The sequence below is a fragment of the Pseudomonas sp. C1C7 genome, from assembly GCF_013359595.1.
In the GTDB taxonomy this organism is placed as follows: Bacteria; Pseudomonadota; Gammaproteobacteria; order Pseudomonadales; family Pseudomonadaceae; genus Aquipseudomonas.
In genome coordinates, this window is record NZ_JABFMP010000021.1 from 70,962 (window position 1) to 85,981 (window position 15,020).

General features: G+C 58.0%; 13 protein-coding genes and 2 pseudogenes. 3 read left to right on the forward strand and 12 right to left on the reverse strand.

Going from position 1 to position 15,020, the window contains the following annotated elements:
- Genes HNO86_RS18060 through HNO86_RS18075 form a run of 4 tightly spaced genes read right to left on the reverse strand, consistent with a single transcriptional unit; the run spans position 1 to position 3,470 of the window.
- On the reverse strand, positions 1 to 993 hold the full coding sequence (locus tag HNO86_RS18060) for a VWA domain-containing protein (protein WP_175378294.1): 993 nt from the start codon (positions 991 to 993) through the stop codon (positions 1 to 3).
- On the reverse strand, positions 980 to 1,561 hold the full coding sequence (locus tag HNO86_RS18065; protein ID WP_175378295.1) for a DUF4381 domain-containing protein: 582 nt from the start codon (positions 1,559 to 1,561) through the stop codon (positions 980 to 982). The genes HNO86_RS18060 and HNO86_RS18065 overlap by 14 nt, the downstream gene beginning before the upstream one ends.
- Positions 1,558 to 2,493 carry a DUF58 domain-containing protein gene (locus tag HNO86_RS18070; RefSeq protein WP_175378296.1) on the reverse strand — a complete coding sequence of 312 codons (936 nt, stop codon included), beginning with the start codon at positions 2,491 to 2,493 and terminating at the stop codon, positions 1,558 to 1,560. The genes HNO86_RS18065 and HNO86_RS18070 overlap by 4 nt, the downstream gene beginning before the upstream one ends.
- Positions 2,490 to 3,470, reverse strand: coding sequence for a MoxR family ATPase (locus tag HNO86_RS18075; RefSeq protein ID WP_175378297.1), 981 nt, complete (start codon positions 3,468 to 3,470; stop codon positions 2,490 to 2,492). The genes HNO86_RS18070 and HNO86_RS18075 overlap by 4 nt, the downstream gene beginning before the upstream one ends.
- Before the next feature lie 197 nt (positions 3,471 to 3,667).
- Here HNO86_RS18075 and HNO86_RS18080 point away from each other — a divergent pair, with 197 nt between their 5' ends.
- Positions 3,668 to 4,198, forward strand: coding sequence for a hypothetical protein (locus HNO86_RS18080; RefSeq protein ID WP_175378298.1), 531 nt, complete (start codon positions 3,668 to 3,670; stop codon positions 4,196 to 4,198).
- Between the two features lie 280 nt (positions 4,199 to 4,478).
- Here HNO86_RS18080 and HNO86_RS18085 read toward each other — a convergent pair whose 3' ends face one another.
- The 8 genes and pseudogenes from HNO86_RS18085 to HNO86_RS18120 form a co-directional block, all read right to left on the reverse strand.
- Positions 4,479 to 5,288 (reverse strand): DUF2092 domain-containing protein, encoded by an 810-nt coding sequence (locus HNO86_RS18085; RefSeq protein ID WP_175378299.1) that lies wholly within the window; start codon positions 5,286 to 5,288, stop codon positions 4,479 to 4,481.
- 228 nt (positions 5,289 to 5,516) lie between these two features.
- Entirely contained in the window at positions 5,517 to 5,933 is a 417-nt protein-coding gene (locus HNO86_RS18090; RefSeq protein ID WP_175378300.1) for a glycine zipper domain-containing protein, read from the reverse strand.
- A gap of 223 nt (positions 5,934 to 6,156) precedes the next feature.
- Complete coding sequence (locus tag HNO86_RS18095) at positions 6,157 to 7,452, reverse strand: OmpP1/FadL family transporter (protein ID WP_175378301.1); 1,296 nt, start codon at positions 7,450 to 7,452, stop codon at positions 6,157 to 6,159.
- A gap of 129 nt (positions 7,453 to 7,581) precedes the next feature.
- The gene (locus tag HNO86_RS18100) at positions 7,582 to 8,253 is read right to left on the reverse strand and encodes a DUF3313 domain-containing protein (RefSeq protein WP_175378320.1); all 672 of its coding nucleotides are present in this window, start codon (positions 8,251 to 8,253) and stop codon (positions 7,582 to 7,584) included.
- A gap of 177 nt (positions 8,254 to 8,430) precedes the next feature.
- Positions 8,431 to 8,490, reverse strand: a pseudogene (locus tag HNO86_RS30625) (hypothetical protein); the annotation flags it as partial.
- A gap of 160 nt (positions 8,491 to 8,650) precedes the next feature.
- Positions 8,651 to 9,346 (reverse strand): annotated as a pseudogene (locus tag HNO86_RS18110) (MBL fold metallo-hydrolase); the annotation flags it as partial.
- Positions 9,347 to 9,604: 258 nt separating this feature from the next.
- On the reverse strand, positions 9,605 to 10,198 hold the full coding sequence (locus HNO86_RS18115) for a hypothetical protein (RefSeq protein WP_175378302.1): 594 nt from the start codon (positions 10,196 to 10,198) through the stop codon (positions 9,605 to 9,607).
- Positions 10,199 to 10,298: 100 nt separating this feature from the next.
- Positions 10,299 to 11,117: a transporter gene (locus HNO86_RS18120; RefSeq protein WP_256672678.1), complete on the reverse strand. Its 819-nt coding sequence runs from the start codon at positions 11,115 to 11,117 to the stop codon at positions 10,299 to 10,301.
- 171 nt (positions 11,118 to 11,288) lie between these two features.
- Here HNO86_RS18120 and HNO86_RS18125 point away from each other — a divergent pair, with 171 nt between their 5' ends.
- Together HNO86_RS18125 and aspT are read left to right on the forward strand one after the other, a co-directional pair.
- Entirely contained in the window at positions 11,289 to 12,899 is a 1,611-nt protein-coding gene (locus HNO86_RS18125; RefSeq protein ID WP_175378303.1) for a mechanosensitive ion channel family protein, read from the forward strand.
- 23 nt (positions 12,900 to 12,922) lie between these two features.
- A complete protein-coding gene (gene aspT, locus HNO86_RS18130; RefSeq protein ID WP_175378304.1) occupies positions 12,923 to 14,614 on the forward strand; it encodes an aspartate-alanine antiporter in 1,692 nt (563 codons plus the stop codon).
- Positions 14,615 to 15,020 lie beyond the last annotated feature (406 nt).

The following is a 15,020-nucleotide window of genomic DNA, read 5'->3' on the forward strand; positions in this document are numbered from 1 at the left end:
TCAGGCCTCCTGCCGCTGGCGGGCGGTAGAGAGTTGAGGGCGCAGCCAGGCGAACAGGTGATAGAGCGCCAACAGCGCAAGCGCCGCGCCCAACGGCCACCAGAACAGGTCCTTCTTGGGTTGATGACTGAGGGTTTTCACCTGATGCGGCGTCAGGGTGTCGAGGGTGTCATAGACCTGATTCAGCGCAGTGCGGTCTTCGGCGCGGAAGAACTTGCCGCCGGTGGCCTCGGCGATCTGCTGCAGGCTTTGCAGGTTGACCCGCGATTCTCCTTCGGCCGCCGGGTCGCCAATGCCGATGGTGTGGATCACCACACCTTTGGCGGCGGCCATCTGCGCCGCATGGTCCGGGGTGATGGCGCTGCTGGTGTCATTGCCGTCGGTGAGCAGGATCACCACCTTTTCCGGTTCATCGGCCTTATCCAGCAGCTTCAGGCTCAGGCCGATGGCATCGCCGATGGCGGTATTGGGCCCGGCCATGCCGATCCCGGTGTCGTCCAGCAGCAACGACAGGCTGGCGTGATCCAGGGTCAGCGGCGCCTGCGGGTAGGCGCCGCTGCCGAACACGATCAGGCCCAGGCGGTCTTCCTTACGTTTTTCAATGAAGCCGCGCACCACGTCCTTGACCGCCGCCAGACGATTGATTTTCTGCCCGCTGGCGTCGGTGAAATCGGTGGTTTCCATGGACTGGGACAGGTCGATGGCCAGCATCAGGTCGCGCACCGGTTGCTGGCGCTCGATGGGTTTCTCCACGTACACCGGCCGGGCCGCTGCCAACAGCAGCAGTGCCCACACGAGCAGGTTCAGCGATAATTGCCAGCGGTTGCTGCGGGTGCCGGCCTGACTCGGGGCCTGGCCGACCGCGCGGCTCATCGCGGCAAAAAACGGCACTCGCACCGCACTGCGGGCTTCGCGGTAATCGGGCAGGTAGCGGTAGCCGAACCACGGCAGGGGCAGCAGAAGCAGCAGCCAGGGGTATTCAAGCTGCCACATGGTGATGCTCCACCCAGAGTTTGCAGGTGTCGAACAAATGCTGGCGGTGTTCGGCGGGCAGGGCGCGCAGGGTGGATTCGGGCGCATAGGCCAGCAGTGCCATCTGCTGGCTGAAATCGGCTGGAAGCGGTTGCTTGATATGTCGCTGCAAGAAGGCCTGCCAATCTTCTTTGTGCAACGCCGCAGCCCCCGTGCAGGAGCTGCCGAGGGCTGCGATCTTTTGATCTTGTTTTTTAAAATCAAAATCAAAAGATCGCAGCCCTCGGCAGCTCCTGCAGGGACCGTGCTTGGCCGGGAGGGAGAGGGCCACCCGCTTGAGCAGCTCCGGCAGTTCACGCAGGGCATTCAGGTCATCACTGCGCTTTTGCAATTGCGTCAGCCGCACCAAGGCCTCACGCCGATAACGATCCCGCCGCCACTGCCAGTAGCGCCGTACACCGATGATCAAAGCACTCAATACCAACACCGACAATAGCGCCCACCACCCCCAAGTCTGCGGCGCATAACTGACCGGCGCCGGCAGGGCGATCTCCTTGAGCTGGTCGATGCTCGGTATGTTCGGGTTCATCGCGCATTCCCGCCGAGCTTGCCCAGTTCCGCACGCAGTTGATCCTGCGCATCGAGTGCCGTGCTGAACATCATCAACGGCACCTGACTGCGGCGCAGCAGGGTGGCGACGTCCTTCAAGCGCCCGCCGAGAAAATCCCCCAGCGGTTGATGCACCTGACGCCGCTCCACCGCCAGCTCCACCTGCAACTGACCCTGGGTGACCAGCAGGCGACCGTTTTTCGGCAGGTTCAGCGCCAACGGGTCGTAGACCTGCATGGCGATCACATCGTTGTGCGCCGCCAGTTGCCGCATCAATTGCAGGGTGCGTTCGCCGGCGCCGGCAAAGTCGCTGACGATGCAGATCAGATGATCGTGCCCGGCCAAAGCGAGGCAACGCTGCAACACCCGGTCGAGCTGATCCTCACCCTCGGCATCCGGGTTCGCCGCGCTCAGGGCCTGGTTCTGCTGGACGAGGTGGCTGCACAGCGCCTCGATGCGCTTGCGGCTGCGCAACGGCGACACGCTGTCGATACGCTGGTCGTTGAACACCAGCCCGCCCACCCGGTCGCCGGCGTTGAACACCATCCACGCCGCCAGGGCGCCAAGCTCCGCGGCCGTGGCGGATTTGAAGCTGCGTTGCGAGCCGAAGAACATCGACATGCGCTGGTCCACCAGAATCAGCGCCGGGCGATCGCGCTCCTCGGTGAAGGTGCGCACCACCGGCTTACCGGTGCGCAAGGAGGCACGCCAGTCGAGGTGGCGCAAATCGTCGCCGGGTTGATAGCGGCGCAGCTCATCGAAATTCAGCCCGCGACCGCGCAGGCGCGAGGCATGGTTGCCGGCCAGAATGCTGCCGCGAGGCTGGCGCGCCAGGAAACTCAGGTCACGGGCCTTGAACTCCAGGGCCATCAACTGCGCCAGAGAGACGTAGACCAATCCGTCGACCGTCATGCGGGAATCGCGACTTTGTCGAGCAGCCGGTCGATCACCTGATCGGCGGTCACTCCATCGGCCACCGCGTCGTAGCTCAGGTGCAGGCGATGGCGCAGTACCGGATGGACCACGGCGCGCACGTTGTCCGGGGAAACGAAGTCCTGGCCCTGCAACCACGCTTCGGCACGGGCGCAACGGTCCAGGCCAATACCGCCGCGAGGGCTGGCGCCGATGTTGATCCAGCGGCCGAGGTCGGCATCGTAGTCTGAGGGGTAACGAGTGGCGTTGATCAGGTCGATCAGGTATCGGTCGATAGCGGGGGAGACATGCACCGCGCTGACCTCCCGGCGCGCGGCGAAGATCACGTCCTGCGCCAGGGCGAAACCCTGTACGGCGGCGTTTTTTGCACCGAGGGCCTGTTCTTCCTCACGCAACAGGCGCAGCACCTGGCTTTCGTTTTCGGCGCTGGGATAGTCCAGCAGCACCTTCATCAGGAAGCGGTCCATCTGCGCCTCCGGCAGCGGGTAAGTGCCTTCCTGTTCGATGGGGTTCTGGGTGGCAACCACGATGAACAGCTCTGGCAGCACATGGCTGTTGCCGGCCACGGTGATCTGCCGTTCTTCCATGGCTTCGAGCAGCGCCGCCTGGACCTTGGCCGGGGCGCGGTTTATCTCGTCGGCCAGGATCAGGTTGCCGAACAGCGGCCCCGGCTGGAAGCGGATCTCGTTTTTGCCCTCGACCTGATGCAGCACCTCGGCGCCGGTGATGTCCGAGGGAAGCAAGTCCGGGGTGAACTGGATACGGCTCATCTTCGCGTCCAGATGCCGCGCCAGGGCCTTGACCGTGCGGGTCTTGGCAAGGCCCGGCAAGCTCTCCATCAGCAGGTGGCCGTTGGCCAACAGGCCGACCAGAATCTGCCGGATCACCTGGTCCTGGCCGAGTACCGCTTCGGCGATGCTGGCTTGCAGGGCGTTGAGGTCGTTGAGTGCAGACATGGCCGAGTCCCTTCTCTGAAGTTTTCGCGCACAGCGTTGTGTTTAAAAATTTCAGATTGAACAGTAGGCGAGAAATCAACAAGCTGCCCGAAACGGGTGGTTCAAGGATGGGGAAAGGTGACGAATTGCGAAAACTGACTACGCTGCAACAGGGGTGCGGTCAATGTAAGGCAATGTATTGTCTGAAGGAGTCTTGAATGAAAACAGTGCTGCTGAAGATCAAACATGAATGCATGAAGGCGCTGCCGCCGACCCTTTTCTTCTTCGTTATTCTGCACATCGTTGCCCTGATACGCGGGCTCATGATCAAGGGATCGGGAGTTGATCTTCCCGTTTCAGCATCCGTACTGATCGCCTCTCTGGTGCTGGGCAAGTCTGTACTGGTGGCCGATATGCTGCCATTCATCAATCGGTTTCCCGACAAACCGCTGATCTGGAATGTGACGTGGAAAACCCTGATGTACGCCTTGGTCGCACTGGTCGTTCATTACCTCGAGCGGCTTTACGACTATTGGAAAGAAGCGCCCGGGTTCATGGACGCGAACTCCCTGCTCTGGTCCTCGATGAACTGGCCTCGCTTCTGGGCCGTGCAGATCTTGCTTGTCACCTTGATCTTCATGTACTGCGTCATCGCCGAATTGGCACGCGTGATCGGGCGTGATCGACTGAAGGTGATGTTTGTGGGGCCAATGCCACCCAAGCACGTCCAGGCCTCGCAAGACGTTTAACACAATGATCAGGCAAGAGTGTTTCCCCCCGGGCACCTCATGCATGAAGGCTCGATCCAGCGACTCAGCCAAGGAATTGCGCCAGATTCCCGTCAATGTCGTCGCGCGGTGCGTCTGGCCACTCCAGCAACGCTTACAGGGGTCAGAGGACGACCCACTACAGCGTCGGCGTGAGGAATGAAGCTGTGTACGCCGGGGATAGACAATGTTTCTCCCAGCTCAAGCGCACACATCAGGATGAATCCACCTAGAAGCAAGCCAGCTGATTTCATCAAGAGGTTCATTTGGTTTTTCCTTGCACAAAATTGCCAGGCAAGTCTTCAGCGTTGGGAAGATCCTTGAGCTCGATTTTTTTTGCATCCGTTACATTTTTAAAAGCGAAATCATCCGCTGCAACGAGGTCACCACTTTTCCAGTCGCTTAACTGGATGCTGTATTGCGGGCTTCCAGAAATCAGTTTGGATGTAATGGAATATCGACAAGGATAAGGCCGGTCGCCCTGGGCAATCCAAATCTGCCAATCAACCTCTTTCTTCCTGAAGGCCAGGTGATCGCACTCCACGCCACCGATCACTCCACTGCCCAGATCTTTGATGTTGTTCACGCCGGCCATCAGTTGCTCTTGAGGGTTGGACATGAACAGATCCGCGCCCGGAAGTGGTCTGTTGTATTTATCCCTCAGCACATCGAGCAGATTGTCAAGCGTGCCTGGGACTTCGACCTGTGAATATATATTTTTGGCTTTTCCCAATAAGGTTAATGTTTTGCCATCAAACACCATTTCGATATCTGCAAACCCACTGGAGCGGGTAGAGCGTATTTTGTCGGGTCGGTTGATGACGACGGTGCCAGACCCCGCCAATGCGAGTCGTTGCTGATCTTTTGTGACGACTTCACGTATGGCGTCGTAATTGAACGATATGCTTTTTTGCGTTGACATATATTCGGACATGTTCTTGATCAAGTTCCTGGCATAGGCCTCATCGGCATGTGTCACTGCCGGGGCGCAAAAACCAATGAACAATACAAGTCCCACCCCAGTAATGCGGATTACAGGGGCGTCGATCAGTTTTCGAGCGATTTTTTCCATAGGAGCCACCGCTACAGTGTGCAGTTTTGGTATTGCGAATCTACAAAGCTAGTCGAACCATCAATTGCGTGCTGTCTATCACTTGACCGCTTATCCGATATCAAGCGTGAAACACTGTTTCGCCTGCAAGGTGAGTGCTAGACCAATCTTCAAAAATCAGTTTCGCCTTTTGGCATTCATAAAAAAAAGCCCTTCAGATAAAGGGCTTTTCCACAGTTCGATCAACGATTAACCACCATGCTTGTGTTTATGTTTATGGGTGTCTTTGTGGTGACTGTGATGATCGTTGTCATCGGCCAGACTGTTACCTACAGCGCTACCCGTTGCGCCGCCCAGACCTGCCCCGATCAGGCCACCGGTCGAGCCACCTACTTTGTTGCCAATCACCTGACCGCCGGCCGCGCCTAGACCACCACCGATGGCCGCCTCGGTCTTCTTGCCGTTCTTTGCCGTCATCGCACCGCCTGCCGCACCGCCAACGCCAGCACCGATCGCCGCGCCGGTACTGCCTCCGACGGCCTGACCGACCACACTTCCCAATGCGCCTCCCACACCTCCGCCCAGAGCCGTGGTTGTGGTTTCTCCAGCAATGGCAGACTGCGCCGCAAAGGTAACCAGTAATAGAACAAGCAGTGTTTTACGCATCGTTCAGACCTCTAAAAATCAACAAATCGCGAAAAGCTTGTTGGATGCGTAATTGCAGGTCAATACAAGTTAGGGTGTTCATTGATATGAATCAGTAATGCTTTACTTACTTGACCGTCCGTCAATAGAAACTCCTGCAGCGGCTTAATATCAATGCGCAGGTCAGATATGACTTGGTAAAGCCAATCACACATTCTGCTGCGACTGCTCCGATGAAACATTATCAAAAACGCCAGGTTGCCCCACCACCAATGATGTGCAGCGCGGCATTTTTGTATGTTCCTGATAACGTTTCGCCAGAGCGTGATTTGGTCTGCTCTACGTCCATATCTCCCAACCAGACCAACGTGTAGGCCGCATGTAGGCCCAGCCCTTCATCGATCTTGTAGTTGACTCCGGTGGCAAAGCGCCAGGCCTCACCCATGGGATTGTCCACGGTGCGATCCTTGTCATCCACTGCCGAGCTGTCATAGCCGACGCCTAAGCTCCAGCGCAATCGCGAATCGATCTGGTATTGCGCGCCAAGCGAAGCGTGCCAGGTGTCCTTGTATTGACGGTCGGCGGTCCGGCTGACGTTGGCGGCATTGGCGTCAACTTCCACGCCGATTTCCCCGAACTCACTCCAATCCTGCCACCCGAGACTGCCCAGCAATTTCCACTGCGAGGTCAGATCATGGGCGACACTGAGAAGGACGGTTTGCGGCACTGACATATCCAGTTCCAGGGAATCGACATCCAGGCGACGTAATGCAGCATTGATAATGGGATTGTCGACTTTGCGTACGCTGGGGCTGTCCTTGAATTCCAGGTCGATCTTGCTGGTGTAGGCGAGGCCAATCTGCGTGCGCTCGTTCAATCGATAGAGCAGCCCGAGGTTGATGCCGGCACCCACATCGGTGTCCTTGTATTCGAGCTGGCCGTCGGGACTGTCACGCAGACCGAGCAAGTTGTTGTTGATCGCCGTTTCGTTTCGGTAATACGCATACATGATGCGCGGGCCGATACCGATCGACAGGTCATCGGTGAATTTGTGCGCCAGCGTAGGCTGGAACGACACACCGATGATTGCCGCTTCCTGGTTGAAGTAACGACCGGCCCAATCGTCGTCGTAGTCCAGCGCCAGGCCAAAGTTACCGTACATGCCAAAACCGATGGCGGAGCGTTCGTCGAGCTGGTGGGCGATAAAGAAACTGGCACCGGGCAGATACTGCAGCGCGTTGCCGCCTTCATTGCCATCGAACTGGTTGTTGCTGTCACGGGAGAAACGCATGTCTCCCAGGATTACCTGTGCATTGGCGCTGATCTGGGTTCCGGCCAGTTCAGTGATGCCGGCAGGGTTGCTCATCAGGACACTGGGGTCGGTGGCCAGTGCGGCGGCACCTGCGTTGGCCAGGCCGTTACCTTCCTGGCCAGCTTCGTAGATCAGGATACCCCCGGCCCAGGCATTGCCGTTCAGCAAGCCCAAACCAAGCACCAGGGAAGAAATGTGAAGTCGGCGAGCATGGCTGATTCGGTACATTGCGCGTCCTCTGCGAAACCATCAGGCATCAAAGGCAATCAAGTTGACGGGGCTTCAGGTTCATTCGGAAAAACGGCCACGGACGCTGCGCTTGCATCGACAAGGCAGTCCCGTGGCCGTTGCAAAGCACTACTTGGTTTTCAGTTGCTCGTAGGACTTGACCATGTCTTGCGCCCAAATATCGATGGTCGCCCTGAAGTCGTTGGCCTTCAGTACTTGAGAGGAGTTGTCCAGGTCTGCACCCGCCCCCTTGCGCACAACCTGTGCGACTACCTGATTATCGCGGCCATCGAGAAACGCCGCTTCTGTGGCCAGGCTGGTGTCCTGATCGCGTATACCTGTCGCCGCGCTGACACCGGCTGCCACCAAAGCGATCGGGATCACTTCATAAGGTTGCAATCCTTTGGTTTTGGCACTGGCGGCAGTAATGGCGGGGCGCACGATCAGCACGCCAGGCCCTGGGCCGGTGGCCAGCGGAAGCGCTCTGGCGAAGGCATTTTTCAAGGTCTGGTCGTAGTACTGAGTGATGCCATTGAGAGTGCTTTGCGGGATTTTCTCGGTAGGTTGCGGTTTCGGGTAGAGCTGGCTGGGTTCGACGTAAACGCTGTTGAACTTGCTGACATCCACGCCTGGCTTGATCCAGCGCATGACCGCTTCACCGGTGGGGGATTTTTCCTCCTTCAGGTTGCTGTAGTCCCTGAGAAAACCGGAATACTGCTCGGGGTCAACGTACTTGCTGGCACAGCCGGAAAGCGCCAGAGACAACACGCACATAGGGATTGCGAGAGACTTCAACGACATGGGAACGCTCCATCGACGGAAAATAGAGGGAGAAGCAGACACACGACAGCGTTTCCAAACGCTGCCATGTGCCCAGGTCAACTGAGTGGGTGAGACGTCACAACCTGCGGCGAGCGCTTTTGGCGTGACAATGTTGAACCAAAAGTCGAAGTCATCCATGTAGGACACCAACTCCTCCAGTTTGCCCTGCGTGCCATCGACCTTGATATCGCCTTTGGCCAGCGCATCCTTCAACACCTGTGGTCTTGATGATGTCGGTCGGCGGAATCAGCGTCACCGTACCGGCCGATGTGGTGGTGCCCAGACCGGCACCCAACTGGCCTGTCGCAGAAGGTGGCAGCAGGTTGCCGTACATGTAACTGGCGCGACGGCTCATGGCCGTACCGGCCATAACGTTTTCGGCGACCGCATGCTCGACGAAGCCCAGCGGTGCATAGATCTTCACCTTGCCGGCCTTCACATCGTCCTCGTTGACCACGCCGCGTACGCCGCCGTAGTGGTCGACATGGCTGTGGGTGTAGATCACGGCCACGACCGGTTTTTTCGGCCGGTGCTGGTAGTAAAGGTCCAGGGCTGCCTTGGCGGTTTCGGTGGAGATCAGCGGGTCGAAGATAGTGATGCCGTCCTTGCCCTCGACGATGGTCATGTTCGACAGGTCGTAATTGCGGACCTGGTAGATACCGTCGGTGACCTCGAACAGACCAGAGATGTTGATCAACTGCGACTGACGCCACAGGCTGGGGTTGGTGGTGTCCGGAGCGTTCTCGCCTTCCTTGATGAAGGCGTATTTGGCCGGGTCCCAGATCACATTGCCCGATCCGCCTTTGATGACGGTCGATGGCAGCGGAGCAATGAATCCCTTGTGCGCCAGTTCAAAGGACGTCTTGTCATTGAATGGCAGCTCCTTGAGCAGCGCATTGTTCGCCGCCTTGGTGGCTTCGGAGGCGGGTTTTGGCTTTTCCGCCTCGGCCGCGATGGCCTGAGTAGCCAGCGCAATGGCTGCCACCAGCGAACAAACGACCCCGGCCATTCTCAGTGGGCGCCACTCGCCACGGGAGTGAACCTGCCCTGTCGAATTCATTTCAGGGACCATCTTCCACGCTCCTTCATAGTCAGAAAGCGCTAACCAAAAGCGCTAAGGCCAAGCACAATTGAAGGTAGTCGGAATTACGAATCAGTCTTAAAAAAAAGTATTAAAAACACGAAATAAATTGCAATAAATTTTATTAACGAAATAGTGAGGTTACGGGCTTTCGTTCAATTTTGTGATCTGTCGGAAAGTACATCTGTACTTGGATTTTTCATTGAGAACAATAAGTTGTACAAGATCTATACAACCGTCAGAAAGCTGTCAAAGTTTCGGTAGCCATGGCGCCAGCATGTCCAAAGCACCGCGTCCGCCCTTGCGTAATGAGGCGACGAGCGGTAACCAAGTGACCTCCGTTACTACTACTTGCGAGGCAGGCATCAATCGCACTTCGCCAGCGGTTCCCCCCGCCGGCCCGCCATCTGGCATGTAGATGGTGACCCAGTCACCAGCCGTATCCAGGACCAGGCACAAACGCCAGCCATCCCCCTCGGCGATCATCCCAACGCGGGTATTGCTGTCATTATCCAGCCCGGCCATCCGGGTGCTTATGTCCTTGAACAATTGATAGCCCGGAAGGTTGCCCAGCACTTTGTCCTCGACGGCAGCGAGCGATCTGGATGCAATGGCTGTCCTGGCAAGCAAGCCGGCACAAAAACACAACACAACCAGTCCGAGCAGTGTTGCCAGACTAATTAGCGTGACTCCGGCAACGTCATAACCCGAAAACATCGGCAGTAATTTTTGGACAGGGCCTTTCAAAAGGTGGATGGCTTTTTCAATCAGCACGATGATCAACACCAACGGAAGAATAAATAACAACCCGCCGATAACTGTGGTTTTGATGAACTTGAACATATTGTTTTTCCTCTCCGGAATTTGGACCTGTCGCTCAACTTCATTCAGCCAGGAACTGGCTTAGACGACTTCGAACCACTTGGGGGAGGGTGAGGCCGGCTCAGCGTGGAAACAGCAAAGTCAACGCGACACGCAATCCCCAGCCCTCGGGACCATCTTCAGTGCTTTCTGCCCAATAACGGGGCCCCGCTTGCACCGTCAGGGGATGACCATCGATTTTCAACAATTGCGTCACCGTCAGGTTGATCGGTATCGACCATTCTTTTGATTGCCAGTCGTAAGTCGATTCAGTGTTGATGCCGAATGTAGTGAATTGGCTGTTGGTGTAGGAGAGGAAAGGCTGCAGGAAGGTCTGATTGACCTTTTCCTTGTCATTCGGCGGGCTGCCTTCGAGCCCCCACAGATGATTGGCCAGAATGCCCCGGGTCCAGCCGTTGGACTGTTTGAGTGCCACCACCGTCGGGCCGAGGGCCCATTGCTCGCTGCTCAAAAGCTTATCGCTTCCAGTGGGAATCAGCATTGCCGGGCCGGCGCCGAGTATCCAGCCATCTTCAGTTGGTTTCTTCGGGGAAAAGAAAAAGCTTTGTGTGACATCACCCACGCCGGATTTGTCGGCGACGCCATCGGGTGCAAGGCCATGCTGGTCGATGACCGGCAAAATCGTTCGCGAGATGAGGTTCCAGTCGTTATTCAACGTAAAAGGTAATACGGGCTGGATATTGGTGACGCTGTGCATGCCTTCGCCACTGGGTCCCATCTTTTGATCCCAGTTGTATTGCACGGGCAGGCTGTACATCGCCGCAACCGGATTGAGCGCTTTCCTGGCCAGCTCCGCGGAGTCTTCGGCATGGGACAAATGGGAGCAGGTAAACACCGCAAGACCCGACACTAACCTGAACGCAATTCGATCTTCTGACATACCGCTCCCTTTAAATATCTCAGGTCAGTGGGACGGACTCACGGACAGCCAACCCAGTGTAGGACATGAAAGCGATCAGCCCTGTCTTTGTCCAAATCTGACATCCATTCATCGCTGGACTACGCTGCGATTGGTATCTCTGACCTCTCCAGTGACGTAAGGAATTCATGCATGCAGAGCCGGCTGCTCGCTACATTGCTGTTCGTTTTCTGCGTGTCCTGTTCGATGCTGATCCAGGCGGCAGACGAAACCACTTCATCCCAGGATTACGCCGAGCTGACCGTTGCCAATCGCAACGTCATGGTTTTCCGTAGCACCTTGATGGGCGAGTCGCCGGCTTCGCGGGTGAAGCGGGCCAAGGCAGTGATCAGCGAGGCACTCGATGAGGCCGATGATCCCGTGGTTGCGCTCGATCCGATCCAGGACAGTTATCTGGTGCTGCTGGGCACACGGCGGGCCTTTATCGTTTCGCCCAAGGATGTCGACACCCTTCAATATGGATCTGTCGAACAGGCTGCTCAAAGCGCTGCCGAAAAACTGCGCCAGGTAGTGGCTGAAACGAAGGAGTCGCGCAGCCTTCGCCTGATGCTGCGCGCGCTTGTTGCGGCAGCCATCGCCACGGGCATTTATCTGGCCTTGCTCTGGGGCGTGGCATTTGTGCGACGCAAACTGCTCTTGCGTTTGCCCGAACTGATGGACCGACACACGCGGGCGTTGAAAGTCGGAAGGGTCCAGGTCATCGAGGCCAACTACCTGTACCCGCTGGTCATTCGCGTGTTCTGGCTGTTGCGCTGGCTGGTCCTGCTGCTGCTCACCTATGAGTGGCTGGGGTTCGTTCTCTCGCGCTTCCCCTATACCCGTCCCTGGGGTGAAAGCCTCAACAATTACTTGCTTGAGCTGGCCACTTATCTGTTTCAGGCGGTCGTTGGTGCGATACCCGGGCTGGGCGTGGCGCTGGCGATCTTCTTCATCGCCCGGGGCGCGACGGCCTTCACTCGCCAGGTGCTCAAGCGCATGGCGGGGCCGGGTACATTCAACTGGCTGAACTACGAAACCCTGCAACCCACCCAGCGCCTGACCTCGCTGGCGATCTGGCTGTTTGCCCTGGCCATGGCGTATCCGTATCTGCCCGGGGCCGGGACCGATGCCTTCAAGGGACTGTCGGTGCTGATCGGCCTGATGATTTCCCTGGGCGCCAGCAGTGTGGTCGGGCAGGCGGCCGCCGGTTTGATTCTCACCTACACACGCACATTGCGCCCCGGTGAGTTCGTGCGCATAGGCGAATACGAAGGCACGGTCACGGAACTGGGCATGTTCACCACCAGCATTCGTACCGGGCTGGGGGAGGTGCTGACCCTGCCCAATTCGATGATCACCGGCACCGTCACCAAGAACTATTCGCGCATCGTCAAGGGCTCGGGGTATGTGGTCGATACGGTGGTGACCATCGGCTACGACACACCCTGGCGTCAGGTGGAGGCCATGTTGCTCGAGGCCGCCAGGCGTACCCCCGGGGTACTGGAAGACCCACCGGCGCAGGTGTTCCAGACCGCGCTATCGGACTTTTATCCGGAATATCGCCTGGTGGCGCAGGCGATCCCCAGCCAGCCCCGACCCCGCGCCGTGCTGCTGAGCATGCTGCACGCCAATATCCAGGACGTCTTCAATGAGTACGGCGTGCAGATCATGTCGCCGCACTACGAGGTCGATCCCGATTTAGAGAAATACGTGCCCAAGGACAAGTGGTTCCTGGCGCCGGCACGCAAACCCGATGATCAGTAATCGCGTTTGAAGGGAGTCCGTCCATGGTCGATTTTTTCCTCCACGCCCTGCGTGCAGATCCGGAAATCGCAGTATTCCTGGCCATAGCGCTGGGGGTGCTGATCGGGCGTGTTCACATCGGCAGTTTCCATCTGGGGTCGGTGGCCGGGGCCTTGTTGATGGGGCTGATCATTGGTCAGATCGGCCTGGAGGTGCCCACGGGGCTCAAATCCGTGTTTTTCGTGATGTTCATCTACGCCGTCGGCTTCAAGAGCGGGCCGGAGTTTTTCGGCAGTCTCAACCGAGGCACCCTGAAACTCGTGGCGCTTTCATTCGTGCTGTGCGCGACGGCGTTGGGTTCGATCCTGCTGATGAATGCGATCTACCACTTCGACGCCGGGTTTACAGCCGGGTTGGGGGCAGGCGCCCTGACAGATACGGCGATCATGGGCACCGCCACCAGTGCGATCAATCAATTGACGATCGACGCGGCGGCCAAGGCGCAGCTCAACAGCCATATGGCCATTGCCTACGCCATTACCTACCTGTTCGGCACCATCGGCCTGATCGTCTTTGTCGGCAGCATTGCGCCGAAGTTGCTCGGCGTGGATCTGCGGGCGTCGGCACGGGAGCTGGAGCTTGAGTTGGGCATTGCAAAAAACGAAGACGCGATCACCGTACCCTACACGCGCATCGTCGTGCGTGCCCATCAGGTGGCGACCAACGGCCAGGCCAATGGTCAACGGATTGCCGATCTGGAACAGCAGCATGACTCCCTGAGTATCGAGCGGGTGGTCAGGGCCGGCCAGGTGATCGAACGGGATGAAGGGTTCACCCTCATGGCGGGCGATGTCGTGGGCGTGTATGCGTTGCGTGAGGCAGTCGGCACGCTCAGCGACTGGGTGGGGCCCGAGATCGACCACCCCGAGTCGTTATCCTTTGCCACGCGCCAGGCGGACATCGTCCTGACTTCAAAGGAGTTCGCCGGCAAGACCATTCACCAGGCCAGAACACACCTGGAAGACGCCCGACGCCTGGGCTGCTTTCTCACAGCCATCACGCGTCAGGGGTACGACCTGCCGTTGTTGCCCAACACGGTGTTGCGCCGGGGTGACGTGATCAGCGTGACGGGGCGCACCGCAAGCGTGCAAGCGCTGGCCAAACGACTGGGGCGCATCCGCGAGAGCAACTACAAAAGCGACATTGCCATGCACACCCTGGGTATGGTCCTGGGTTCATTGCTGGGACTGCTGTCGACGCATATCGGCATGATCCCGGTGGAGCTGGGCATTGGCGGCGGGGTGTTGGTCGCCGCACTGGTGATCGGTTGGTACAACTCCCGGCACCCGGAAATCGGCGCCTTGCCACCCGCCGCACAGTGGGCCTTTTCCGAATTCGGCCTGACCGCCTTTGGCGCGGTGGTCGGTCTGCTGGCAGGGCCTGCGGCCTTCGCGGCAATGAAAGAACAGGGGCTTGCGCTCCTGGTCTCCGGCGCGGTGGTGACGATCTTGCCGCCGCTCGTGGCTCTGTACTTCGGTCGTTATGTGCTGCGTCTGCACCCGATGATTTTGTTCGGCGGTCTGGCCGGCGCGCAAACCGAAGCGGCGTCGATGAACAAAATCATCGAGCAGTCCGGCAGCAATACCCCGGTGATCGGCTTCACCGTCTGTTATGCCATCTCCAACGTGCTGCTGGCGGTGTGCGGGCCGATCATCGTGTTCATGGTGGCCGGCTGACGGCACCTATCCCGTGTAGGAGCTGCCGAAGGCTGCGATCTTTTGATTTTGCTTAAAAAAACAAGATCAAAAGATCGCAGCCTTCGGCAGCTCCTACAGGGATTGTCGGTGTACGCACGATTTGCAAACCATCGAAAAAACTGTGGAAGCAAGCTCGCTCCTACTTTGTTTAAAAGCTTGTCCGTGGGAACGGTTTGGGCCTACGCGAGCTGGCGGCTTGACCTACAAAATTGCCGGAAGCCGCTGACTGGTGGGGTTTTGGGGTGATCTTTATTGTTTGGGGTGTCGCTGCAAACTCAGCGACCGGGCCTGGAAACCCGAGGGGTAAATGATGCAAAAGCGCTCTCATGACGTATGCTTGCGCACCTTCATTGTGTGCATGCTGTTATGGCGGCTGTGCGCGGGA